At 65.8% G+C, this 23,478-nt stretch carries 26 protein-coding genes; 14 read left to right on the top strand and 12 right to left on the bottom strand.

What is annotated here, in order from left to right:
• Positions 1-18 precede the first annotated feature (18 nt).
• Positions 19-417, top strand: a complete 399-nt coding sequence (locus AC0GNR_RS09440; protein WP_472900704.1) for a bactofilin family protein — start codon at positions 19-21, stop codon at positions 415-417.
• 115 nt (positions 418-532) lie between these two features.
• On the top strand, positions 533-898 hold the full coding sequence (erpA, locus tag AC0GNR_RS09445; protein ID WP_304840170.1) for an iron-sulfur cluster insertion protein ErpA: 366 nt from the start codon (positions 533-535) through the stop codon (positions 896-898).
• Positions 899-977: 79 nt separating this feature from the next.
• On the opposite strand, the gene AC0GNR_RS09450 is transcribed toward erpA, so the two are convergent.
• The gene (locus AC0GNR_RS09450; RefSeq protein WP_472900705.1) at positions 978-2,327 is read right to left on the bottom strand and encodes a peptidoglycan DD-metalloendopeptidase family protein; all 1,350 of its coding nucleotides are present in this window, start codon (positions 2,325-2,327) and stop codon (positions 978-980) included.
• A gap of 282 nt (positions 2,328-2,609) precedes the next feature.
• Between AC0GNR_RS09450 and tyrS the strand changes: the two genes are divergently transcribed.
• Positions 2,610-3,788 carry a tyrosine--tRNA ligase gene (gene tyrS, locus AC0GNR_RS09455; protein WP_472900760.1) on the top strand — a complete coding sequence of 393 codons (1,179 nt, stop codon included), beginning with the start codon at positions 2,610-2,612 and terminating at the stop codon, positions 3,786-3,788.
• A 199-nt stretch (positions 3,789-3,987) separates the two neighbouring features.
• On the opposite strand, the gene AC0GNR_RS09460 is transcribed toward tyrS, so the two are convergent.
• The 4 genes from AC0GNR_RS09460 to AC0GNR_RS09475 all read right to left on the bottom strand — a co-directional run bounded on the left by AC0GNR_RS09460 (position 3,988) and on the right by AC0GNR_RS09475 (position 7,397).
• Positions 3,988-4,668, bottom strand: coding sequence for an ankyrin repeat domain-containing protein (locus tag AC0GNR_RS09460; protein ID WP_472900706.1), 681 nt, complete (start codon positions 4,666-4,668; stop codon positions 3,988-3,990).
• On the bottom strand, positions 4,665-5,156 hold the full coding sequence (locus tag AC0GNR_RS09465) for a GlcG/HbpS family heme-binding protein (RefSeq protein WP_472900707.1): 492 nt from the start codon (positions 5,154-5,156) through the stop codon (positions 4,665-4,667). Before AC0GNR_RS09465 ends, AC0GNR_RS09460 begins: the two co-directional genes overlap by 4 nt.
• A 103-nt stretch (positions 5,157-5,259) precedes the next feature.
• On the bottom strand, positions 5,260-5,919 hold the full coding sequence (locus AC0GNR_RS09470; protein ID WP_472900708.1) for a response regulator transcription factor: 660 nt from the start codon (positions 5,917-5,919) through the stop codon (positions 5,260-5,262).
• Positions 5,916-7,397, bottom strand: a complete 1,482-nt coding sequence (locus tag AC0GNR_RS09475) for a sensor histidine kinase (RefSeq protein WP_472900709.1) — start codon at positions 7,395-7,397, stop codon at positions 5,916-5,918. Before AC0GNR_RS09475 ends, AC0GNR_RS09470 begins: the two co-directional genes overlap by 4 nt.
• Before the next feature lie 50 nt (positions 7,398-7,447).
• Between AC0GNR_RS09475 and AC0GNR_RS09480 the strand changes: the two genes are divergently transcribed.
• Both AC0GNR_RS09480 and dtd read left to right on the top strand, forming a co-directional pair.
• Positions 7,448-8,377: a cation diffusion facilitator family transporter gene (locus AC0GNR_RS09480; protein ID WP_472900710.1), complete on the top strand. Its 930-nt coding sequence runs from the start codon at positions 7,448-7,450 to the stop codon at positions 8,375-8,377.
• Positions 8,374-8,814, top strand: a complete 441-nt coding sequence (gene dtd / locus AC0GNR_RS09485) for a D-aminoacyl-tRNA deacylase (RefSeq protein WP_472900711.1) — start codon at positions 8,374-8,376, stop codon at positions 8,812-8,814. The genes AC0GNR_RS09480 and dtd overlap by 4 nt, the downstream gene beginning before the upstream one ends.
• 10 nt (positions 8,815-8,824) lie before the next feature.
• On the opposite strand, the gene ybeY is transcribed toward dtd, so the two are convergent.
• Positions 8,825-9,280, bottom strand: a complete 456-nt coding sequence (gene ybeY, locus AC0GNR_RS09490) for an rRNA maturation RNase YbeY (RefSeq protein WP_472900712.1) — start codon at positions 9,278-9,280, stop codon at positions 8,825-8,827.
• A gap of 13 nt (positions 9,281-9,293) precedes the next feature.
• Positions 9,294-10,280: a PhoH family protein gene (locus AC0GNR_RS09495; RefSeq protein ID WP_472900713.1), complete on the bottom strand. Its 987-nt coding sequence runs from the start codon at positions 10,278-10,280 to the stop codon at positions 9,294-9,296.
• A 111-nt stretch (positions 10,281-10,391) separates the two neighbouring features.
• Here AC0GNR_RS09495 and ruvA point away from each other — a divergent pair, with 111 nt between their 5' ends.
• From ruvA to AC0GNR_RS09520, 5 genes are read left to right on the top strand one after another with little or no spacing between them, the layout of a single operon-like run.
• Positions 10,392-10,970: a Holliday junction branch migration protein RuvA gene (gene ruvA / locus AC0GNR_RS09500; protein WP_472900714.1), complete on the top strand. Its 579-nt coding sequence runs from the start codon at positions 10,392-10,394 to the stop codon at positions 10,968-10,970.
• A gap of 18 nt (positions 10,971-10,988) precedes the next feature.
• A complete protein-coding gene (gene ruvB / locus AC0GNR_RS09505) occupies positions 10,989-12,044 on the top strand; it encodes a Holliday junction branch migration DNA helicase RuvB (protein ID WP_472900715.1) in 1,056 nt (351 codons plus the stop codon).
• Entirely contained in the window at positions 12,041-13,354 is a 1,314-nt protein-coding gene (locus AC0GNR_RS09510; protein ID WP_472900716.1) for an efflux RND transporter periplasmic adaptor subunit, read from the top strand. The genes ruvB and AC0GNR_RS09510 overlap by 4 nt, the downstream gene beginning before the upstream one ends.
• 5 nt (positions 13,355-13,359) lie before the next feature.
• Entirely contained in the window at positions 13,360-14,595 is a 1,236-nt protein-coding gene (locus AC0GNR_RS09515) for an ABC transporter permease (protein WP_472900717.1), read from the top strand.
• Between the two features lie 18 nt (positions 14,596-14,613).
• Positions 14,614-15,369, top strand: coding sequence for an ABC transporter ATP-binding protein (locus AC0GNR_RS09520; RefSeq protein WP_472900718.1), 756 nt, complete (start codon positions 14,614-14,616; stop codon positions 15,367-15,369).
• Positions 15,370-15,396: 27 nt separating this feature from the next.
• Here AC0GNR_RS09520 and AC0GNR_RS09525 read toward each other — a convergent pair whose 3' ends face one another.
• Positions 15,397-16,035: a histidine phosphatase family protein gene (locus tag AC0GNR_RS09525; RefSeq protein ID WP_472900719.1), complete on the bottom strand. Its 639-nt coding sequence runs from the start codon at positions 16,033-16,035 to the stop codon at positions 15,397-15,399.
• A 152-nt stretch (positions 16,036-16,187) separates the two neighbouring features.
• On the opposite strand from AC0GNR_RS09525, the gene AC0GNR_RS09530 reads away from it, so the two are divergent.
• On the top strand, positions 16,188-18,560 hold the full coding sequence (locus AC0GNR_RS09530) for a hybrid sensor histidine kinase/response regulator (protein ID WP_472900720.1): 2,373 nt from the start codon (positions 16,188-16,190) through the stop codon (positions 18,558-18,560).
• 23 nt (positions 18,561-18,583) lie between these two features.
• Here the strand turns inward: AC0GNR_RS09530 and AC0GNR_RS09535 are convergent, their stop codons facing one another.
• The 4 genes from AC0GNR_RS09535 to AC0GNR_RS09550 are packed head-to-tail and all read right to left on the bottom strand — an operon-like array spanning position 18,584 to position 21,558.
• A complete protein-coding gene (locus AC0GNR_RS09535; protein ID WP_472900721.1) occupies positions 18,584-19,273 on the bottom strand; it encodes a DUF4136 domain-containing protein in 690 nt (229 codons plus the stop codon).
• Positions 19,274-19,316: 43 nt separating this feature from the next.
• Complete coding sequence (ttcA, locus tag AC0GNR_RS09540; RefSeq protein ID WP_472900722.1) at positions 19,317-20,330, bottom strand: tRNA 2-thiocytidine(32) synthetase TtcA; 1,014 nt, start codon at positions 20,328-20,330, stop codon at positions 19,317-19,319.
• Positions 20,331-20,335: 5 nt separating this feature from the next.
• A complete protein-coding gene (locus AC0GNR_RS09545; RefSeq protein WP_472900723.1) occupies positions 20,336-20,719 on the bottom strand; it encodes a dihydroneopterin aldolase in 384 nt (127 codons plus the stop codon).
• Positions 20,720-20,751: 32 nt separating this feature from the next.
• The gene (locus tag AC0GNR_RS09550) at positions 20,752-21,558 is read right to left on the bottom strand and encodes an SDR family oxidoreductase (RefSeq protein WP_472900724.1); all 807 of its coding nucleotides are present in this window, start codon (positions 21,556-21,558) and stop codon (positions 20,752-20,754) included.
• A 32-nt stretch (positions 21,559-21,590) separates the two neighbouring features.
• Here AC0GNR_RS09550 and AC0GNR_RS09555 point away from each other — a divergent pair, with 32 nt between their 5' ends.
• From AC0GNR_RS09555 to trxC, 3 genes are all read left to right on the top strand, one after another.
• Positions 21,591-22,715: a class I SAM-dependent methyltransferase gene (locus AC0GNR_RS09555; protein ID WP_472900725.1), complete on the top strand. Its 1,125-nt coding sequence runs from the start codon at positions 21,591-21,593 to the stop codon at positions 22,713-22,715.
• 40 nt (positions 22,716-22,755) lie between these two features.
• Positions 22,756-22,950: a DUF2905 domain-containing protein gene (locus tag AC0GNR_RS09560; RefSeq protein WP_439113043.1), complete on the top strand. Its 195-nt coding sequence runs from the start codon at positions 22,756-22,758 to the stop codon at positions 22,948-22,950.
• An 80-nt stretch (positions 22,951-23,030) separates the two neighbouring features.
• On the top strand, positions 23,031-23,471 hold the full coding sequence (trxC, locus tag AC0GNR_RS09565) for a thioredoxin TrxC (protein ID WP_472900726.1): 441 nt from the start codon (positions 23,031-23,033) through the stop codon (positions 23,469-23,471).
• Positions 23,472-23,478: the final 7 nt, after the last annotated feature.

A 23,478-nucleotide genomic window follows, 5' to 3' on the forward strand; every position in this document is an offset into this window, starting at 1 on the left:
TCTGTCTGGAGACCCACCATGTTTGGCAAGAAAAAACAGCCACCGATCAAAAGCCTGATTGCCCAAGGCACCCGCATTGATGGCAACGTGGTCTTTCACGACGGCCTGCGGGTCGATGGCGAAGTGGTGGGGAATATTCGGGCCAGCGACGAACAGCCCAGCATTTTGGTGGTCAGCGAGTCTGCCAGTGTGACCGGGCAAATTCACGCGGACCACGTCATCATCAACGGCGCGGTGAAGGGGCCGGTGTTTGCCTTTGACCTGCTGGAGCTGCAGCCCAAGGCGCGGATTGAGGGTGACGTGTCTTACAAGGCGCTGGAAATGCACCAAGGTGCCACCATCTCTGGCCAGCTCAAGCCGATGACCGGTGGCGTTGAAGACAAACCCACACTGAAATTGGCGGCAAATAACGGCTGAGCACAATTCCGACCGTTTTGCTATAGCATTGAATACTGTTGTGGGTGACGGTCACCCGCAGCGCCTATTTTTCTGTGGCGGTCACACCCGCTGCAACCACGATACGAGGTGATCCATGAGCGCAATGGCCGAGAACATCCAGACTGAAATGCCTGCTCCGCTGGTCTTTACAGACAGTGCAGCGGCCAAGGTGGCCGATCTGGTGGCTGAAGAAGGCAACCCGGACCTGAAGTTGCGCGTGTTCGTGCAAGGTGGCGGCTGCTCGGGTTTTCAGTACGGTTTCACTTTTGACGAAGTGATCAACGAAGACGACACCATCATGTCCAAAAATGGTGTGTCCTTGCTGATCGATGCCATGAGCTACCAGTATCTGGTGGGTGCCGAGATCGACTACAAGGAAGACTTGGAAGGCGCGCAGTTCGTCATCAAGAACCCCAATGCCAACAGCACCTGCGGTTGTGGCTCCAGCTTCAGCGTTTAAGCTTCGTACCAAGCAAAAAAGGGAGCCACTGGCTCCCTTTTTTCGTTTGAGGTCGGCGTGACGTCAGCTTGGCGGATTGTTACTGTGCACTGGCCTGCTGCAAGGTGGCGGCTGCGTCCAGCTGCAGGCGCTGCAGTTGCGCTACCGCTTCGAAGCGGGCGCGCAAGGCGGGGTTGATGGGAATGTTTTCGCTCTGCCGTGCGACTTCCAGTGGGTCTTGCGGCACGTTGTTGGTTCGGAATTCAAAGTGCAGGTGTGGACCGGTGGACGCACCGGTGGAGCCCACTGCGCCCACGCGGTCCCCTTGCTCAACACGCTGCCCACGGGTCACATCTATGCGGCTCAGGTGTGCGTACAGCGTGCTTTTGTCCTCTTTGTGCTGGATCTGGATGGTGTTGCCGTAGCCGCGCTGCCAGCCAGCAAAGGTCACCACGCCGTCACCAATGGTGCGCACCGGGGTGCCAGTGGGGGCTGCATAGTCAACGCCAAGGTGCGCCTTTCGCTGACCTGAAATGGGGTGAAAACGCATGCCGTAGCCGCTGCTAACCCGCGAGAACTCCAGTGGAGACGTGAGGTAGGACTTGCGGGAGCTTTGTCCGTCAAACCCGTAATAGGCGCCTTTCTTGCCCTCGCCATCAAACCAGACGGCCTCGTGTTCGCGGCCGTTGTTGATGAATTCCGCGCTCAGCACCTGGCCAGCCCGCATGGCTTCGCCGTCGGCTTCCAAGGTTTCGTAGACCACGCTGAAACGGTCGCCCTGGCGCAGGTCGCGTCGGAAGTCGATATCAGAAGCGAAGATTTCGGCGAGCTGGACCGCTACGCTGTCGGGCAGGTTGACCGCATCGGTGGCAGCGAACAACGAACTGCGAATGGTGCCGCTGGCCAGTCGGGCCGATGCCGTGAGTTCACCCGTTTCGAGGCGCGAACCGAGCCCAGTGTCCTGTTTTTCGATCACCAGCCGGTTGAATTGACGGCTGTCATCGGGCAGCCAGCGTGCGGTCAGTCGCAGCAATTCGCCACGGTCGGTGGTTTCCACGCTGACCAGCTTGCCCGTGCGGCCCGAAAAAAGCTGTTTGGCGACTGGGTCTGAGCGCAGAAACTGTTGGGCGGTTGCATCGCCGACGCCCATGCGCTGCAGCAGGCTTTGGGCGGTATCGTCGCGGCGAATGGTGTCGCTGCGAAACAGCGTGAGCGGCACGGCTGCGGCAAAAGTGTCCACCGCCAGGGGTTCCAGCGCCAGGGACTCAATGACTTGACTGACCGGGAGTTTGGATGCGTCGGGCGCGAGCGGGGCGATGCCAAAAGCGGTGACCCCGGTGCCCAGCAGCAGCACACCAATGGCGCCCATGACGCGACGGGGGTGATTTGCGATGCTTGTGCTTGTGGCTTGAACGAGACTGGCCAGCGTGTTGAGTAGCGAATTGGTCAAAATACGGTTCCGGCAGGCAGACCGCCGTAGCGGTTTGCAAAAAGCATGGTGGAGACAGCAGAACGCACGATGGTTCCCGCTGGCTGAGGCGTGGCCTTGAAACAGTTTGCAGCGCCCAAAAAATCGCGCCACTAAAATCTACGGTCAATCTCTAAAAGTATAGCCAGATCAAGGGCTATTGCATCCGAAAAACCCCGTATGAACCCCAGCCAAAAAGACGTCGATAGTTCTAAAAACAATACCCCTCCTGGGCTTGAACTGACAGACGGCGTGCGCGAGGCGATGGCCGTGACACTGCGCGGCTGTGAGGAATTGATTCCCCAGGACGACTGGGCGAAGAAGCTCATGAGGGCGGAGGCGAGTGGGGTGCCGCTGCGGATCAAGCTCGGGCTGGATCCGACGGCACCCGACATTCACATTGGCCACACGGTGGTGTTGAACAAGATGCGCCAGTTGCAGGACCTGGGGCACCAGGTGATCTTTTTGATCGGCGACTTCACCAGCCTGATCGGTGATCCCTCTGGCCGCAACAACACGCGCCCGCCGCTCACCAGCGAGCAGATCAAGGCCAACGCCGATACCTATTACAAGCAGGCCAGCCTGGTGCTGGACCCAGCCAAGACCGAGATTCGTTACAACAGCGAATGGAGCCTGCCGCTGGGTTCGATGGGCATGATCCAGCTGGCTGCCAAGTACACCGTGGCCCGCATGATGGAGCGCAACGACTTTCACGACCGCTTCAAGGCCGGCACACCGATCAGCGTGCACGAATTTTTGTACCCGCTGATGCAGGGCTACGACTCGGTGGCGCTCAAGAGTGACCTGGAGCTGGGCGGCACGGACCAGAAGTTCAACCTGCTGATGGGTCGCCATTTGCAGCAAGAATATGGGCAGGAGCCGCAGTGCATTTTGACCATGCCGCTGCTGGAAGGCTTGGACGGCATCGACAAGATGTCCAAGAGCAAGAACAACTACATCGGGATCACCGAGGAGCCGAACAGCATGTTCGCCAAGGTGCTCTCCATCAGCGACACGCTGATGTGGCGCTGGTACACGCTGTTGTCGTTCAAGTCGATGGCCGAGATTGAGGTTTTGAAGTCGGAAGTGGCGGGTGGTCGCAACCCCAAGGATGCGAAGGTGATGCTGGCCAAGGAAATCACTGCGCGCTTCCACAGCGCCGCGGCGGCGGACTCGGCGGAGCAGGATTTCATCAACCGCAGCAAAGGCGGCGTGCCGGACGAAATTCCCGAGGTGTCGCTGTCTGGCGTGCCTCTGGGCATTGCTGCGCTGCTCAACGCGGCGGGGCTGGTAGCGTCCAACGGCGAAGGCAACCGCTTGATTGATGGTGGTGGTGTTCGCATCGATTCCGCTGTGGTCAGCGACAAGGGTTTGAAGCTGAGCGCTGGCGTGTACGTGGTGCAGGTGGGCAAACGGAAGTTTGCTCGCGTGACTTTGGTCTGATTTTTCACGCCCGGTTGTGTGCGGGATCGGAGCGCCAGCGCGCTCTGTTCCGTTCGTGTCCCCCGGACCGGCTGCGCCGGCCCTCCTCCTTGACCTCACTGCACAGAACGCACTGGCGCCCCGATCCTGAGGTGATGGTGGCCCGCGACGGTCAGCGCTGGCGCTCGTTCCATGAGGTAGCGCGGGACAGAAAAGAGACTCAACGCGCCCCAGCCTTCTCCAGCATCGACACCATCGCCGAATACCCGCGAGCCTTTGCCAGCGTAAGCGGCGTCTGACCGCTGCGGTCCGCCAGCTGCAGATTCGCTCCTGCGTCGATCAGCGCCTTCAGCGTCACCTGGTGCCGTGCTCCGCCGTCCCCCAGCACGATCGACTCGATCACGGCGGTCCAGTGAAGGTTGTTCACATGGTCCAGCGGCGCGCCGGCGGCGATCAACTGCCGCACCACGCCGTCGTGCCCCAGGTGCGCGGCCGCGATCAGGGCCGTGCCGTCGTAGCGGCTGGTGGTCTGCTTCGCGCTGGCGCCCAAGTGGAGCAAGACCTTGAGCGTTTCCTCGTCGTCCGCCACCGAGGCGATGGTGACGGCGTCGTAGCGGTCGCTCTCCAGTTTGTTGAGATCGGCCCCGGCTTTCACCAGTGCGCGGACCGCTTCCCGCTGGCGGGCGAAGGTGGCGACGTGCAGCGGCGTACGGCCGTAACCGTCGGTCGCGTTCAGTGCCGCGCCCGATGCCACCAAGCGCTGGATCTTGGCCACGTCGCCCTTGTGCGCCGCGGCGTGCAGCCCGGTGTAGCCCGCGGCCTCGGCCGCGCTGGGCGCGACCTGGGCCTGCCCGGCGAAGGGGGCCACGGCCAGCGACAGAGCCAGCAGCAGCGTCTTCATTTCAGCAACTCGGCCACTTTGGCAATGCCGGCGTTGGCGCATTGTTCGTCCAGGTGGCCGCCTGGCGCACCGCCCACGCCCACGGCGCCGATCACTTCGTTGCCCACCTTCACAGGCACGCCACCGCCCAAAATGAGGAAGCCGGGAATGTCGACCAGCGTTGCGGCGCCAGGGTTCTTTTGCACGTTCTCCAGCATGGCGCCGGTGCTGTTGCGGGCCGACGCTGAGGTGTAGGCCTTGCCTTGCGCGGCCCCCACGGTGTGCGGGCCGGCGTTGTCGGCGCGCTGCAGGGCGCGCAGGTTGCCCGCTCGGTCGACCACGGCGGCGGTTACGTTGTAGCCGCTGGCGCTACAGGACGCGACGGTGGCCGCGGCGATCTGGTTGGCCAGCTCCAGCGACATGTTCTTTTCGGTGCGCACGGCCTGCGCGCTGGCGGCACTGGCGATCAGGGAAAGGGCGAGGGCAGATGCAAAAGCGAAGGATTTCATGGAGTTCTCCAGGGTGTTGAACGGTTCGATCAACCGTGGGAGAACTGTAAAAATTTGAGGCCGCCAGCGCCATTCGGGCGGCTACGCGCGGGGCTCCGTAAAACTACGGAGTGGCACCTTCAGCGTCGACCAGCGCGGCATAGCGGCGGATCAGCTGCGCCAGCGACTCGGCCTGCAGCTTGGCGAACAGGTTGGCACGGTGGGTTTCCACCGTGCGCGGCGAGAGGTCGAGCGCGCGGCCAATTTCCTTGTTGGTCAAGCCCGCGACGATGAAGCCCAGCACCTCGCGCTCGCGCTCCGACAGCTGCGCATACCGCTCTCGCGCTTCGCGGTCCGCCTGGTGGCGCTCGCGCGAGCGCACGTGCTGGCGCACCGCGTTTTGCAGCGTCTCGATCAGCAACTCGTCGTCGACCGGCTTTTCCAGGAACTCGGCGGCACCGGCCTTGAAGGCGCGGCGGCACATGTCCACCGTGCCGTGACCGGTCAGCATGATCACCGGCTGGTCCACGCCTTGCGCAACCAAGGTGTCGAGCACGGTCAGGCCGCTGATGCCGGGCATGCGCACGTCGAGCACGATGGCGCCAATGCCGTCTCGGTCGAAATGCGCCAGAAACGCCTGCGGATCGGCCCAGGTCATGACCCGCAGCCCAACGGTACCGATCAGCAGCGCCAGACTTTCTCGTACCGCTTGATCGTCGTCAATCAACTGGATGGTGGGCGAAAGCAGGCTGCCCGCGGCGGCGTTGGAGCGGCTGGCTGTCATGTCGCGGTGTCCTGTAAAGGCAGGCGCAAGCAGAACAGTGCGCCGCCCTCGGGGCGGTTGGCCGCGGTGAGCGATCCGTCCATGCCAGTGGCCAGCGTTTCGCACAGCGTGAGGCCCAAGCCAAGACCACCCTCGCGCGCTGAGAAAAAGGGCTCAAACAGGCGCGGCAAAAGCTCGGGCGCAATGCCCGGCCCGGAGTCGGCGACCTGCAACTCGCCTTGGGCACCCCTGCGCGCCACGGTCAAGGTAAGCCTACGGGCTGCCACGTCCACCGATTCCAGCGCCTGCAAAGCGTTCATCAGCAGGTTGTGCACGATCTGGTCGAGCGCCACCGGGTCCGCCCTGACGTGCACGGGCTCGGGTGCATGCAACTGCAGCACAACACCGCGCCGCTGGCACTCGGGTTCCAGCAGGTGCAAGGCGCGGCGCAGGGTTTCAGCCAGGTCCACCGGGTGCGACTCGCCGCGCGACTCGGGGCGCTCCACCGCACGGCGCAACCGCCCCACCACATCGACGGCGCGCCGCGCTTGCGCAACCGCCTGGCCCATGGCGTCGCGAGCGGTGGCCTGCTCGGGTGGGTCTTCGGCCAGCAGCCGCTGGGCGGCTTGCGTGTTGGCGAGCACCGCGGTGAGTGGCTGGTTAAGCTCGTGGGCCATGCCGGCGGCCAGCTCGCCCAGCATGTTCAGCCTGGCCACCTGCCCGAGCCGCAGCAATTCTTCAGCCCTCCGGCGCGCGGTGCGCTGGCGCTGCAATTGGGCCAGCACCGACAGCACCGCCGCCACCGCCAGTGACCACGCCAACATGCGAAGCCAGGGCAGCTGGCCCCAGCCCAGGTGCCGCAGGGCAACCACCTGAAAGGGCTGGCTCTCAGACGCCAGGGGTTTGTTGAACTCGAAGCGCCAACCACCGCCCGACGCAAGTGCGCGCGTGTCGCCCGGCTGCACTTCAAAGCGCTGGCTCCCATCTTCCAGGGCCACGCTCACTGGGCTGGTCTCGGGCTCCATGGGCCAGTCGCTCCAGGGCACCATGCCGCGCAAGTCGATGGACAGCGCGTAGGCAGTGGGTTCGGCGGCGAACACCAGGCGGTAACGGCCGCTGCTCAGGTCGGGCTGCGCCAGCGCGGCGCGGCGGGCAAGGCGTGAGTCGGTTTCGGCGGCGCTCAGGGCGGCGTCGGGCCAGGTTTGACCACGGTCACGCCGCTGCACCGCGAGGATATGCGGGTACAGCGCTGGCAGGCGCTGCTCAGGCGGGGCTGCGCCGGGGGCTTCGGGGCTGGGTTGCAGCAGGGCCAGGGAGCCCAGAATCGCGTCGTGCTGCACCACCTGCTGGCTCAGCAAGCGGTGCACGATGCGCGCATCGGTTTCGAACGCCTGCCGCTGGCGGTCGATTTCCAGCCGGGCGAGCACCACACCGCCCACCACCGCGAGCACCGTGCCAGTGGCAACCCATGCCGCTATCGCCTGCCAGGACTTTTTCATGTGGCGGATTCTGGCATGGGCTGCCGCAGGCGCTGGGCGACAATCCCAGCATGTCCTTTATTGCTGCCCGTTTCCTCACCCCGCGGCGCCTGCTCATGGCGTCGGTCGTGGTCGCCCTGATCACCATCACGCTCAAGACCCTGGCCTGGGTCATCACCGACTCGGTGGGCTTGCTGTCTGACGCCATGGAGTCGCTGGTGAACCTGGCCAGTGCGGTGTTTGGTCTGGTCATGGTGACCATTGCCGCGCGCCCGGCCGACGAAGACCACCCCTACGGACACCACAAGGCCGAGTATTTTTCGTCCGGCTTCGAAGGCATTCTGATCATCGTCGCGGCGCTGGGCATCCTCTGGGCGGCCACGCACCGCTTGCTGGACCCGCAGCCGATCCAGCAGGTGGGCTGGGGTCTGGCGCTGTCGGTGGCCAGCTCGGCGCTCAATGGCCTGCTGGCCTGGGTGATGTTTGGGGCCGCACGGCAGCACCGCTCCATTGCGCTGGAGGCCGACGCCAAACACCTGGTGACCGACGTGTGGACGTCGGCGGGCGTGGTCATTGGCATTGCCATGGTGCATTTCACAGGGTGGCTCTGGCTGGACCCGGTGGTGGCCATGGCGGTGGCCGCGAACATTTTGAAAGAAGGCGTTCACCTGATGTGGCGCTCGTCGCAAGGGCTGATGGACGAAGCGGTTGAGCCCGAGATCATGGCCACCATTCAGGAAACCCTGGCGGTTTTTGCCAGCCAGGATGGCGAGGCGGCCATCATCCGGTTTGACCACCTGAGCACCCGCAAAGCCGGCCAGCGCAGGTTTCTGGACGTGCACATGCACATGCCAGCCGCTTGGTCGCTCGGCCGTGCGGCGGCGGTGCGCACCAGCGTGGAGCAGGCACTGATGAGCGCGGTGCCCGGCTTGCGCGCCACCATCCAGCTGCTGCCCAGCGACGTGGAAGCCCACTTTGACGACGAAAAGGACCTGATTTGATCGCCTTGCTGCAGCGTGTGAGCGAAGCCCGCGTGGTGATCGCCGGGGAAACGGTGGGTCAGATTGGCGCTGGCTTGCTGGTGCTGGTGTGCGCTGAGCCGGAGGACACCGAAGCGGTGGGCCAGAAGCTGCTGGCCAAGATACTGAAGCTGCGCATTTTTGGCGATGACGCGGGCAAGATGAACCGCAGCGTGCAGGACGTGGGCGGTGGCTTGCTGATCGTCAGCCAGTTCACGCTGGCCGCTGATACGAAAAGCGGCAACCGCCCGGGTTTCACCGGGGCCGCCGCGCCCGCGCTGGGCGAGGCGCTTTACAACCAGTTGGTGGCAGCGGCGCGGGCCCAGCACCCGCTGGTGCAAACCGGGCGCTTTGGTGCCGACATGCAGGTGCATCTGGTCAACGATGGGCCGGTGACCATTCCCTTGCGAATGGTTTGAGCGCCTGGGCTCAGGCGTAGGGGTTGGGCAGTCCCAGGCCCGCCAAAATTTCAACTTCCCGCGCTTCCATTTCCTCGGCATCGGCCTCACTGGTTTCGTGGTCCCAGCCCTGGGCGTGCAGGGTGCCGTGCACCAGCAGGTGCGCGTAATGTTCGCCCAGTGTCTTGCCCTGCTCAGTGGCTTCGCGGGCCACCACGGGCGCGCACAACACCAGGTCGGCCATCACCATCGGGTCGGTTTCGTAATCGAAGGTGAGCACGTTGGTGGCGTAGTCCTTGCCCCGGTAATCGCGGTTCAGGGCCTGGCCTTCTTCGGCATCGACGATGCGCACGGTGATTTCCGCATTCGCTTCCAGCGCGTGGCGGATACAGCGGGCCACGGTGTGGCGGGGCAGGGCGGCACGGTGGGTGGCGGCGTCGGCGAGCGCGCCGAACTGAAGTGAGAGGTTGAGGGTAGGCAGGGGCATGGTGGTTGCAGTCTCAGACCGTCTTGCGGCGTGGGCGTTTCGCTGGCAAGGCTTCGTCAGTGTCAGCGTCGGGGCTGCGGGCATCGTAGGCGTCCACAATGCGGGCCACCAGCGGGTGGCGCACCACATCGGCGCTGGTCAGGCGGTTGAAGGCAATGCCGGTGACGCGCTTGAGCACGCGCTCGGCGTCGATCAGGCCGCTGAGCTGGGTGCGCGGCAGGTCGATCTGGCTCACGTCGCCGGTGACCACGGCCTTGCTGCCGAAGCCGATGCGGGTGAGGAACATCTTCATCTGCTCGGGCGTGGTGTTCTGGGCCTCGTCCAGGATCACAAAGGCGTGGTTGAGCGTGCGCCCGCGCATGAAGGCCAGCGGCGCGATCTCGATCTGCTGGCGTTCGAACGCTTTCTGAACCTTGTCAAAACCCATCAGGTCGTGCAGCGCGTCGTACAGCGGGCGCAAATACGGGTCGACCTTCTGGCCCAGGTCGCCGGGCAAAAAGCCGAGCTTTTCACCCGCTTCCACCGCCGGGCGGGTGAGCACGATGCGCTGCACCGCGCTGCGCTCCAGCGCGTCCACCGCACAGGCCACGGCCAGATACGTCTTGCCGGTGCCGGCCGGGCCAATGCCGAAGGTGATGTCATGCGTGGCCATGTTTTCCAGGTAGCGCGCCTGGTTGGGCGTGCGCCCGCGCACCTCGCCGCGGCGCGTCTGCATGGCCAGTGCGCCGTCGCCCGGCTCGGCCAGCGCCGTGTCGCCGCTCAGCATCAGCTGCACGGTTTCGGCCGGAATTGGCTTCTTCGCCATCTCGTACAGCGCCTGCAGGGTTTCCAGCGCCTGGTTGGCCTTGGCCTTCGGGCCTTCAATGCGGAACTGCTCAAAGCGGTGCGCCACCTTGACCTGCAGCGCCGCTTCAATGCTGCGGATGTGGCTGTCCATGGGGCCGCAGAGGTGGCCCATGCGCAGGTTGTCGGGCGGGGAGAAGGTGTGTCTGAGAATCAAACCGATAATCCATCAAGGTGAAGGGTCCCCGCTCTGGCTGCGCCAAGGCCCCGCAAGGGGTTCCGCTGTGGGTGGGCGGCCCGGCCAACGACTGAAACAAGGAATCCCCCAATGATAGGCAAGTTGACCGGCACGCTGCTGGAAAAGAATCCACCGCAACTTCTCATCGACTGCCATGGCGTGGGTTACGAGGTGGATGTGCCCATGAGCACGTTTTACAACCTGCCTGCCCTGGGTGAAAGGGTGTCGCTGTTGACGCACTTTGTGGTGCGCGAAGACGCGCAGATTTTGTATGGCTTTGGCACCGCGCCAGAGCGCGAGGCGTTTCGCCAGCTCATCAAGATTTCGGGCGTGGGTCCGCGCATGGCGCTCAGTGTGCTCAGTGGTATGAGCGTGGGCGACCTGGCTCAGGCCATCAGCGCGCAAGACAGCGGGCGTATCGTCAAGGTGCCCGGCATTGGCAAAAAAACCGCCGAGCGGCTGCTGCTGGAGCTCAAGGGCAAGCTCGGTGCCGACCTGGGCCTGCCCGGCGCCGGCCCGGCCCAGAGCGATGTGCAGAGCGACATTCAGCAGGCGCTGATGGCGCTGGGCTACAGTGAAAAAGATGCGGCCGCCGCGCTCAAGCTGCTGCCAGCCGAGGTGGGCGTGAGCGACGGTATCAAGCTGGCGCTGAAGGCGCTGGCCAAGTGACGATTGCAGATTGAACCCATGAGCATCCAGACCGACGACTTCGCCCCCGCGCCCCGCATGGTGTCGGCGGCGCCCGCTTCGCCGAAAGAAGAGGCGATTGAGCGCGCGCTGCGCCCCAAGCTGCTGGACGACTACGTGGGCCAGCAAAAGGTGCGCGAGCAGCTGGAGATCTTCATTGGCGCGGCAAAAATGCGCAACGAAGCGCTGGACCATGTGCTGCTGTTTGGCCCGCCCGGCCTGGGCAAGACCACGTTGAGCCACATCATTGCGCAAGAGCTGGGCGTCAACCTGCGCCAGACCAGCGGCCCGGTGCTGGAGAAACCCAAGGACCTGGCGGCGCTGCTGACCAACCTGGAGCCCAACGATGTGCTTTTCATCGACGAGATCCACCGCCTCAGCCCGGTGGTGGAAGAGATCTTGTACCCCGCGCTGGAGGACTACCAGATCGACATCATGATCGGCGAGGGCCCGGCCGCGCGCAGCATCAAGCTCGATTTGCAGCCCTTCACGCTGGTGGGCGCCACCACGCGCGCGGGCATGCTCACCAACCCGCTGCGCGACCGCTTTGGCATTGTGGCGCGGCTGGAGTTTTACACCGCTGAAGAGCTGGCACGCATCGTCAAGCGCAGCGCGGGTCTGTTGAACGCGCCCATGGACGAGGCCGGCGGCATGGAAGTGGCGCGGCGTTCGCGCGGCACACCGCGCATTGCCAACCGGCTGCTGCGCCGCGTGCGCGACTACGCCGATGTGAAGGGCAGCGGCACCATCACGCTGGACATCGCCAACCGCGCGCTGGCCATGCTCGACGTGGACCCGCAGGGCTTTGACCTGATGGACCGCAAGCTGCTGGAAGCCGTGATTCACCGCTTTGATGGCGGGCCGGTGGGGCTGGACAACATTGCGGCCAGCATTGGCGAAGAGCGCGACACGATCGAAGACGTGATTGAGCCCTACCTGATTCAGCAGGGTTATTTGCAGCGCACGCCGCGCGGGCGCATTGCCACGCTGGCGGCTTACCGCCACCTGGGTGTGGCACCGCCCAAGACCGACGGTTTGTTTGAGGCGGGCCTGTGAGCCGGGCGGCCTCGGCACCGGCAGGGCGCCGCCGGCTTGTTGTTGCAGGCGCCGTGCTGGTGGTGGCCGCCGTGTGGGGCGCCTGGCTGTTCATGCGGGGGCCGGTGATTGATGCTGTCACCGTGCAATCTGCCCCCTTGGTGCGCACGCTGCAGTTTTCGGCCCGCGTGGCCGCCCTTTCGCGCGTGGACGTGGGCAGCACCATCACCGGGCGGGTGGCGCAGGTGCTGGTGGACGAGGGCGCTGCCGTGCGCCAGGGTGACGTGCTGCTGCGGCTGGAGTCTGACGAACTGGACGCGGCATGGGCGCAGGCGCAGGCCGCCCAGCAGCAAGCCCAGGCGCGCCTGGCCGGCTTGCGCAGCACGGGGCGCAGCGCGGCCTCTGCCGCCGTGGCCCAGACGGACGCAACCTTGCGCGCGGCAGCGGCAGAACTGGCCCGCACCGAGCAGCTGGTGGCCCAGGGCTTTTTGAGCGCCGCCCGGCTGGACGATGCCCGGCGTGCCGTGGCCGTGGCTCAGGCCCAGCAGGCCAGCGCACGGGCGCAAAACCAGGCTGTGGGCGAGGCGGGTACCGAACTTGCGCAGGCGCAGGCCCAGCTGGCGGTGGCGCAAGCGGCCAGCGCGGCGGCGCGGGCGCGCCAGGCGCAGGCCAGCGTGCGTGCGCCAGCCGATGCGCAGGTGCTCTCACGCACCGTGGAGCCGGGCCAGATTGTGCAGCCGGGCCGGGCGCTCATGGCCCTGGCGCTGGCTGGCCCGACACAGCTGAGCGCGCAGGTGGACGAGCGCTTTCTGGACCAGCTGCGCCCGGACCAGACCGCTGCGGTCGTGGCCGATGCGTTCCCCGCGCAGCGCTTCATGGCCAGGGTGTTGTCCATTGCCCCGGCGGTGGACGCCCAGCGGGGCGCCATCGAGGTGCGGTTTGCGCTGGTGGAGGCGGCGCCGCCTTATTTGCGCGAAGACATGACCTTGTCGGTCGAGGTGGAGACCGCCCGGCGCGACAGTACGCTGGTGTTGCCGCTGGCGGCGTTGCGCGATGGCGTGGCCAGCGCGCCTGGTGACACCGGTGCTGCCGGCTATGTGCTGGTGCGGGTGGATGGCCGTGCCCAGGCCCGCGACGTGCGCCTGGGGCTGCGAACGCTGGATGCGGTCGAGGTGCTGGAAGGGCTGGCCACTGGCGACGAAGTCTTGCTGGGTGGTGCGCTGGAAGCGGGGCAGCGGGTGCGTGCGCGGCCGGTGGCGGGGCCTTCGGCGCGCGCTGCTGCGTCGGCGCAGGACGCCGGCTCGGCGCTCACCAACACCATGGGGCGCTGAGCGCCATGAACGCCATCACTGCGCTGCTCGGCTTCGAGTTTCGGGTGGCCATGCGTTTTCTGCGCGAGGGGCGCATGCAGACCGTGTTGATCATGGTCGGTGTGGCGGCGGGGGTGGCGGTGATCGCCTACATCTCGGCGCTGATTAGTGGCCTTCAGGAAAATACGCTGGCTAAAACCCTCGGCGCGCAGGCGCACATCACGCTGCGCTCGCCCGACGATGTGGTGGTGCCCGCCGCCGAGCGCGTGCTGGGGGCCCAAACGCTGACCGAAACCCAGCCGCGCGCCCAGCGCCTGCGCTCGGTGGCCAACTGGCAGGCGCTGTTGCCCGGGCTTGAACAGCGGCCCGGCGTGGCCGCCGTCTCGCCCATGGTGGCCGGCGCGGGGCTGGCCTTGCGGGGCGAGGCCACGCAGTCTATTTCGCTCATGGGCGTTGATCTGGACCGCTACGACCGCATCGTCGGGTTGCGCGGCAAGGTGGTTAGCGGCGTGGCACGGTTGGCGCCCGGTGAAGCCATTGTGGGGCGCGACCTGGCCGCCGACCTGGGCGTGCGCGTGGGCGATCGCTTCACGGTCCAGACCGCCTTGGTCAGCGACGCGGTGCGCGTGACCGCGCTGGTGGACCTGGGTGTCAAAGAGCTCAACCGGCGCACCGTGATCGTGCCGCTGCGCGCAGCCCAAAGCCTGCTCGACCTGCCCGGTGGTGCGACCACCATCGACCTCGCCGTGCGCGACGTGTGGGCGGCGCAGGCGTTGGCCGACGACTTGCGCCGCCAGTTGCCTTACCAGGTGGAAAGCTGGCAGGAAAGCAATGCACAACTGGTTTCAGCACTGAACGCACAGTCGGTCAGCACCAGCCTGATCCGGGGTGTGGTGCTGGTGGTGGTGGTGCTGGGCATCGCCAGTGTGTTGGTGGTGTCGGTGGTGCAAAAGAGCCGCGAGATTGGCATCTTGCGTGCGATGGGCGCCACGCAAGGCCAGGTATTGCGGGTGTTTCTGCTGCAGGGGGCGGTGTTGGGTTCGGTGGGTTCGGTGCTCGGGCTGGTGCTGGCGGTGGTGCTGATCTGGCTGTTCACCACCTTTGTGCGGGGCGCCGATGGGCTGCCGCTGTTCAACATCACCCTGCAGCCGGCGCTGGCCGTGCAGATCGCCTTGCTCGCCACCGTGTGCGGAGTGCTGGCGGCCGTGGCGCCGGCGCGGCGTGCGGCCGCCATGGACCCGGCGCAGGCCATCCGCATCTGACTGCAGGCCCCACCGCACATGGCAGAACTTGTAACCCCGTCACCCACCCCGTTGATCGAGCTCGACGGTTTGCGCAAGACCTACAACGCCGGACTGCCCTCCGAGGCCGAGGTGCTGCACGGCCTGTCGCTGCGCGTGAACACGGGCGAATTCATGGCGCTGATGGGGCCTTCCGGTTCGGGCAAGAGCACGCTGCTGCATATCGTGGGATTGCTTGAGCGCATGACGGCGGGGAGCTACCGCCTGCAGGGCGAGGCGGTGCAAGACCTGGGCGACACCGAACTGACCTTGCGCCGGCGACTGATGCTCGGTTTCGTGTTCCAGTTTCACCACCTGTTGCCGGCCTTCACCGCGCTGGAAAACGTGACCATGCCCGCCCTCATGGCCGAGGGACGGGTGGGCGCCAAGCAACTGGCCCGCGCCCGTGAGCTGCTGGACGCGGTCGGTTTGTCAAAGGCCATGGACAAACGCCCGTCCGAGCTGTCAGGTGGCATGCAGCAGCGGGTGGCCATTGCCCGTGCCTTGGTGATGGAGCCGCCGCTGGTGCTGGCCGATGAACCCACAGGCAACCTGGACACGGCGTCTTCGGACGAGGTGTTCGTGCTGCTGCGCCGCATGCACGCCGAGCGCGGCGTGTCGTTTGTGGTGGTGACCCACGACCCCCGGCTGGCCGCACGCTGCGACCGCCTGGTGGAACTGGTCGATGGTCAGATTGCGCGCGACGAGCCGGTTGCGCCATCCCCATCGTCTGCCCCGGTGGTGGGCGCTGGCTGACCCTGGACCCGTCCCGCTGGCGCTTTCTCAGGCTGTGCGCTCGTCCAGCGCACCGGTTTGCAGGTGGTGGGTGTCGGCCCAGCCCACCAGGCTCAGGCCTTCGGGGGTCCACAGCAGGCGGTTGATGGCGGTGTTGGTCAGCTCCCAGCTGCGCGGCGCCTGCAGTTCCAGGCGGGTGGCGGCGCGGTACAAAATGTCCAGCACCCCGCCGTGGGCCACCATCAGCACCTGTTCACCGGGATGGCGCGCGGCCAGTTCGGTGACCGCAGCCACCACCCGGGCTTGCAGTTGCACCAGCGACTCACCGCCGGGCGGTGCGAAGTCGGGCACGCGTTTGCGCCAGGCCAGCGCGTCCTCGGGCCAGCGGCTTTCCAGGTCGGCCCAGGTGTGGCCTTCAAAACGGCCAAAGCAGCGCTCGCGCAGGCCCGTGTGGGTGGTCACCTGGCCGCTGTGCAGCGTGGCCACGGCCTGCGCTGTTTCGTGGGCGCGGCTCAGGTCGCTGGCGTAAAAAGCGGCAATCGGCTCCTCGCGCAGCGCCTGCGCCAGTTGCTGTGCCTGCCAGCGGCCGTGTTCGTTCAGCTCAATGTCGGTGTGGCCCTGGATGCGGGTGTCGCGGTTCCAGGCGGTTTCACCGTGGCGCACGGCCAAAATGCGGGTGACTTGCAAGGGGATGTCCTTGGGTGGGTGCAAAAGCGCACTGTACCGGCATGCGCCGGGCGGCGCTGGCTGTTCGATCGGCTGCGCAATGGGTGGGAGTTGAATCCCCCGCATTTTTCACGCAACGCCGCAAGGCTTTGCGACAGAATGTGCAAATGTCCATGCCAGACCCTTCCTTGGCCGGAGACTTTTCGTCCCTGTTCAATTTTTTGCCCATCGGCGCCTACCGCAGCTCAGCGGAAGGCGCGATGCTGCGTGCCAACCCCGCGCTGGTGCAACTGAACGGCTATGAGTCTGAAGCCGAGATGCTGACCAACGTCAACCGCATCGGTAGCGATTGGTACACGGTGCCTGGCCGGCGCACCGAGTTTCAAAGCCTGTTGGCGCACCACGGTTTTGTGCGGGGTTTTGTCTCTGAGGTGATCCGCCACGGTGGCGACGAGCGCCTGTGGGTCAGCGAAAACGCCCACACGGTGCGCGACGCCCAAGGGCAGCTCTGCTATTACGAGGGCACGGTGGAAGACATCACCGAAGCGGTGCGCGCGCAGCAGGCGCTGCGCCACAGCGAAGAGCAGTTGCGCCTGATCACGACGCAGATACCCGGCATGGTGTTTGTGGTGCATGTGGCCCCCAACGGATGGCGCAGCTTTCGGTTTGTCAGCCCGGGGGTACAAGAAATTTACGGGTTTTCGCCCGAAGACCTGATGCGCGACCCGATGCTGGTGACCCGCTACCGCCACCCCGACGACCAGCCGCAGCTGGAGCAGGATGTGAACCAGATTGCACAGGGGCCCGTGGATCTGGTGGGTGAGTTCCGCATCGTGCTACCCGACGGCCGAATCAAATGGCTGCTGCGCCGGTCGTGTGCGGTGGCCTCTGACCACGAGGGCCATGTGCGGGTGGGCGTGTTGCTCGACATCACCGACCGCAAACAGACCGAGATGGCGCTGCGCCAGAGCGAAGCCCTGTGGCGGCTGGCCCTGGAGAGCGCGGGCGACGGCGTGTGGGACTGGAACCTGAAAACGGGTGAGGAATTCCTGTCGCCCAGCATCAAAGCCATGTTTGGCTTTGGCGACTCCGATCTGGCCAACCTGGCCGCCGCACTCGACGAACGTACCCACCCGGACGATGTGGCGAAGATGGCCGCCGACCGGCACGCGCATTTCGACGGCACGACCCCGGTGTACCGCAACGAGCACCGGGTGCAATGCAAGGACGGCACCTGGAAATGGGTGCTTTCGCGCGGCATGGTGATTGCCCGCGACGACGCGGGGCAACCCCTGCGCATGGTGGGTACCCACACCGACATCACCGAACTGAAGCAGGCCGAAGCCCAGCAGCGTGCGCTGGAAGCGCAGTTGCGCGAGTCGCAAAAAATGGAGGCCATTGGCACCCTGGCCGGCGGGGTGGCGCACGATTTCAACAACCTGCTGGCCGCCATTTTGGGCAACCTGGTGCTGGCCCGTGAAGATGTGGGCGAACACCACCCGGCCCAGGAAAGCCTCACCGAAATCAGCCGCGCGGCCATTCGGGCGCGCCAGCTGGTGCAGCAGATACTGACCTTCAGCCGCCGCCAGACGCAGGAAATGCAGCGCCAGCCGCTCACGCTCCTGGTGGAGGAGGCGCTGGGTCTCATGCGCTCGCTGCTGCCGGCGGGCATCAAGCTGGTCGCCCGGTTGCCGTCGGCCACGCTGCCGGTGGTGGCCGATGCCACGCAAATGCAGCAGGTGCTGATGAACCTGTGCACCAACGCCTGGCAAGCCATGGAGGGCCGTTCGGGCGACGTGACCGTGGCGCTGCGGGAGGTGCGCCTGGACGCCGCCCAGGCCTTGCTGCTGGGCGACGATTTGCCCAGCGGCGCTTACGCCTGCCTGAGCGTGGCCGACAACGGGCCGGGTATGGACGCGGACATCCAGCGCCGCATTTTTGAGCCGTTTTTCACCACCAAGGCGCCGGGTGCTGGCACCGGGCTGGGGCTGGCGGTGGTGCACGGTATTGTCAAAACCCACCACGGCGCTATTGCGCTGGCCAGCCGCCCCGGTGAGGGTGCTCGCTTTGATGTGTACCTGCCGCTGGCCGGCGCCGAAACGGCGGTGGCTACAGATGCGCCACCGCCGAGTGCGCCGCCCGAAGCCAGCGCGGCGCCGGGCAAACACATCGTCTACATCGACGACTACGAGGCCATGGTGTTTCTGGTGGGGCGCTTGTTGCGCAAGCAGGGCTACCGCGCCAGCACGTTCAATTCGGGCGAAGAAGCCTTGGACTGGCTGCGCGCCCACCCACAAGAACCGGTGGACCTGGTGGTGACCGACCAGAACATGCCCGGCATGTCGGGTGTGGACGTGGCCAGCGCCCTGGCGCAGTGGCGCCCCGGCTTGCGCGTGGCCATTGTTTCAGGCCATGTGAACGACCAGCTGCTGACCGCTGCAGCGGCGGCGGGCGTGACCGAGGTGATGGGCAAACAAGACAGCATGGACGCGCTGGGCGATGCCATACGTGAACTGCTGGAGCGCACGACCGGCGCCGCGCGCTGAAGCGGGCGGGCGCCTGCGCTGCCTCAGCGCGGCACTTCGATGTTGACCTGCCGCACACCGTCCGGTGGCGTGGGGAAGTCGCGCAGGGCTGCGTCGAGCATGGCGCTCCACAGCTCGGGCGCACTGTTCCAGCGGCCTTCGTGGGCCGCCCGCGACTCGTACACCACCCGCGCACTGGCCGCGTGGCGCACCACCAGCGACACCTCGCGTTTGTAGTACGGCATGTCCATGCGCATGAACACGGGCGACCAGATGATGTGCCCACTGGCTGTGACCGCGTAGTCGCGCCCCGGAAAACCCAAACCGCCCCAGTAGCCGTCCCACGGGTCTTCCCAAGGCGCGCGGGGCAGCCGCAAGGTGCCGGCGCTCACTTGCACCGTCCAGGGGGCTGCCGTGGGCGCATCGTGCACCGACCAGCCCACCTTGGCCAGCGCCACACGTGCCAGGTCTTCCAGTGCGTCTTGCCCGGCTGCGCCCGGCCCGGCGCCTTGCGATGGCAAGCGTTCAAAGCGGTAGGTTTGTGGCGCCTGCGGCACGGCCGCCGGGGCTGTGGCGGCGGCGTCGCTCCAGCGCGCAAAGCTTTGCACCTGGTTGTCCACCAGGTACACGCTGGCACAGCCGCTCAACAGGCTCAGCGCCAGCGCGGCCAACGCCGCCGTCATGGGGCGCAGCCGGGTGGTGCGTTGTGGGGCATGCAGCGGGTGTTTCGTCATGGGGCCTCCGGCAGGTGGGTGGCGCCCAGTCCCCAAAGAGGGGTCAGTGCGCCGTGGCGATGGGTATCACGGCTTTGGTGACCGTAGCGTTCCCGGCGTCCGTGAGCAAGTCCTCTGCGTCAAATTTTGGAGCCGGCAAGGGCTCCTCGTCAAACGCCTTGTCACCGTCTTCGCTGGCCACACCCGTGGCCTTGAGGGTGGTGAACGGGTGCAGCTTGGTGTCCAGCAAATGGCTGGCCACCACGTTTTGCAGGGCCGAAAACATGTTTTCAATGCGCCCTGGAAACTTCTTTTCCCATTCTTTGAGCATGTTGCCCACCTGCTTGCGCTGCAGGTTTTCCTGGCTGCCACACAGTGTGCAGGGAATGATGGGGAATTCGCGCAGCTCGGCCCAGCGGCTCAGGTCTTTTTCGGCCACGTAGGCCATGGGGCGGATCACCACGTGCTGGCCGTCGTCGCTCACCAGCTTGGGTGGCATGGACTTCAGCTTGGCGCCAAAAAACATGTTGAGCAGCAGGGTCTGCAAAATGTCGTCGCGGTGGTGGCCCAGGGCAATTTTGGTGGCGCCCAGCTCGCTCGCTACGCGGTACAAAATGCCCCGGCGCAGGCGGCTGCACAGGCTGCACAGCGTTTTGCCTTCGGGTATGACGCGTTTGACGATCGAATACGTGTCCTGGTTTTCAATGTGGAACTTCACCCCCAGTTTCGTCAGGTAGGCGGGCAAGATGTGCTCGGGGAAACCGGGTTGCTTCTGGTCCAGGTTCACCACGATCAGCTCAAAGTTGATGGGCGCGCGGGCCTGCAGCTTTTGCAAGATGTCGAGCATGCCGTAGCTGTCTTTGCCCCCCGAGAGGCAGACCATGACCCGGTCGCCTTCCTCGATCATGTTGTAGTCCACGATGGCGCGGCCCACTTCACGGCACAGGCGTTTTTCAAGCTTGTGGTTTTCGCGCTGCTGCTTGCCCGCGGCACCGTATTCGGCGGCCGGTGCTTCGGTGGGGCTGGTGTCGTCCAGGGTGGGGTCGACCCAGCCAGGGGCGTTCGTTGTGGTTTCCATCGTGTTCACCATTGGCCACTTTCCATGCGAATCGCCACTTCGCAGTCGTCAAAAATTTCGAGTTTGGCAATTTTTACCCGCACGCCAACCACACCCGGCATCTGCATCAGTCGGCGGGTCAGTTTGCCAATCAGGCTTTCCAGCAGGTTCACGTGTTCGGCGGTGCATTCGTCAATGATCAGCTGGCGCACCTTGCGGTAGTCCAGTACGTGGCTGATGTCGTCGTCGTGCGGCAGCAGCGGCTGCGTACCCTGGTTCAGCTCGGCGTCTACCTGGATCGGCTGCGGGCTGGTTTTTTCGTGCTCCAAAATGCCCAGGTTGGCGTCGAAGCGCAGGCCGGTGAGGGCCAGTATTTGGGTGCCGGCCTGCGGCGCAAAAGGTGTGTTCATGACGGACGGTACAGGTTGGGCCGCGAGGCGGGTTACATCAGCGAGAAGTCGCGTTCAAAGCGCATCAGGTGCTGGCCACCGTCCACCAGCAAGGTGGTGCCGGTGATGGATCGGTTGTCCAGCGCAAACGCGACCGTGGCCGCCACGTCTTCCGGGGTGGACGAGCGCCCCAGTGGCGACTGGCGGTGCAGCGCCTCGAACTTGTCGTCGCTGAGCATGTGGCTGGTGAGCGTGAGGCCCGGGGCCACGCCCACCACCCGCACGCGCGGCGCCAGCGCCATGGCCAGCATGGTGTTGGCCGCTTCCAGCGCCGCCTTGGACAGCGTGTAGCTGAAAAAGTCGGGGTTCATGTTCCAGAGCTTCTGGTCCAGCAGGTTGACCACGGCGGCGTCGCCCTGGCCATCCACCGCCACCCGGTGGGCGTGCAGCGCTTGGGCCAGCAGCACGGCGGCACCCGTGTTGGCCCGCAGGTGGGTTTCCATGGCGGCAAAGCCAAAGCTCTCGGCGCTGTCGTGCTCAAAGGTGGACGCGCTGTTGACCACCGCATCCACCGCACCAAAATGCGCCACCACCGCGGGCAGCAGGGCCCGCACGCTGGTCTCATCGGCCAGGTCGGCGTAGAACGGGTGGGCGCTGCCTGCACGGCCGGTCAGCGCGTCGCAGTCGGCCGCGGTTTGCTGGGCGTCGGCCACCGAATGGCGGTGGTGCACCGCCACGTTCCAGCCGGCGCTGGCCAGCTTGAGGGCAATTTCGCGGCCCAGGCGTTTGCCCGCGCCGGTCACAAGCACGGTGCGGTGCGCAGGCTGTGCAGCAGCCGCAGGGAGGGAAGCGAGGGACATTGGGCGACAATCTGAGGGTGAGCACCCCCTTGATGACAGAACCTTCTAGTTTAACGATCGCCCTGCTGCAGCGGGTGCATGAGGCCATGGCCGAGGCCGGCGGCTGGTTGCCGTTTGACCGTTTCATGGCCATGGCGCTGTACGAGCCGGGGCTGGGCTACTACGCCAACCAGACCCCCAAATTTGGCCAGATGCCCGGGGGTGTGGACGGGCAGGGCAGCGATTTCGTGACCGCGCCCGAACTCACCCCCCTGTTTGGCCAGACGCTGGCGACCCAGGTGGCGCAGGCCTTGAGCGCCACCGGCACCGACGAGGTGTGGGAGTTTGGCGCCGGCACCGGCGCGCTGGCCTTGCAGGTGCTGGACGCGCTGACCGCCCAAGGTCACATGCCCAGGCGCTACACCATCGTGGACCTGTCCGGCAGCCTGCGCGAGCGCCAGCAGGCCACCCTGGCCGCCTACGCGGGTGTGGTGCGGTGGGCCGACGCCTTGCCCGAGCGCTTTGAAGGCGTGGTGCTGGGCAACGAGGTGCTGGACGCGATGCCGGTGCAGCTGCTGGCGCGGGTCAGCGGCGCCTGGTTGGAGCGTGGCGTGGCGCTGGACAGCGCCGGCGAGCTCGCCTGGGCAGACCGGCCCACTGCGCTGCGCCCACCGGTGGAGGTAGAAGGCGTGCACGACTACCTGACCGAAATCCACCCCCAGGCCGAGGCCTTCGTCAAAACGCTGGCCGACCGGTTGCAGCGCGGCGCAGCCTTGTTGCTCGACTACGGTTTCCCCGAGGCCGAGTACTACCACCCGCAGCGCCACATGGGCACGCTGATCTGCCACCGCGGCCACCGCACCGACCACCACCCGCTGACCGATCTGGGCTTGAAAGACATCACCGCGCACGTGAACTTCACCGGCGTGGCGCTGGCCGCGCAAGACGCCGGCATGCAGGTGCTGGGCTACACCAGCCAAGGCCGTTTTTTGTTCAACTGCGGTCTGCTCGACCTGGCCCGCAACGCCAGCGTGCGCGACAACGTCATGATGCAAAAGCTGGTCAACGAACACGAAATGGGCGAGTTGTTCAAGGTGCTCGCACTGGCGCCTGCCGCCAGCGCCACGGGCTGGGAACCGCTGGGCTTTTCCCACGGCGACCGCACGCACCGGCTGTGATCGCCATGACCGCTGGATCCCGTTTTTCAACAGGCTGCCCATGATCCGCTGGATGATCGTCATTTTTCTGGCGCTGCTGCTCATCAGCTGGTTTACGCCGTTTTTGCAAAAGCTGGGCTTGGGCAAGTTGCCGGGTGATGTCCGCTTCCGCTTTCTGGGTCGCGACTGGTTTTTGCCGTTCACCACCACGCTGCTGCTGAGCTGGGGCGCCAGCCTGATCGCGCAGTTCGTGTAAGGTGGGTATACCCACCGGGGTGTCTTGATTTTTCGGCGCTGACCGCCAACTGAAGCGTCACACCCCCCCACGGAGCCACCATGTCCAACGAATCCCTGCACATTGTTTGTCCCCACTGCCACACCACCAACCGCGTGGCCAGCGCCAGCCTGGGCCAGGCGCCCGACTGCGGCAAGTGCCACCGCCCCCTGTTCACCGGGCATCCGGTGGCGCTGAACGAGGCCGCGTTTGACAAACACATTGCGCGCTCACAGGTACCGGTGTTGGTGGATTTTTGGGCGCCCTGGTGCGGCCCCTGCCGCATGATGGCGCCCGCATTTGAGCAAGCCGCCCAGCAACTGGAGCCGCAGATGCGTCTGGCCAAGGTGGACACCGAGGCCGAGCAAAACCTGGGCGCGCGCCTGAACATTCGCAGCATCCCCACGCTGGCGCTGTTTGTGGGCGGGCGCGAGGTGGCGCGCCAGGCCGGCGCCATGGGCGCGGCCGACATCGTGCGGTGGGCGCGTTCGCACGGGGTTTGATCGGCGG

The sequence above is a fragment of the Hydrogenophaga sp. LT287 genome, assembly GCF_055702805.1.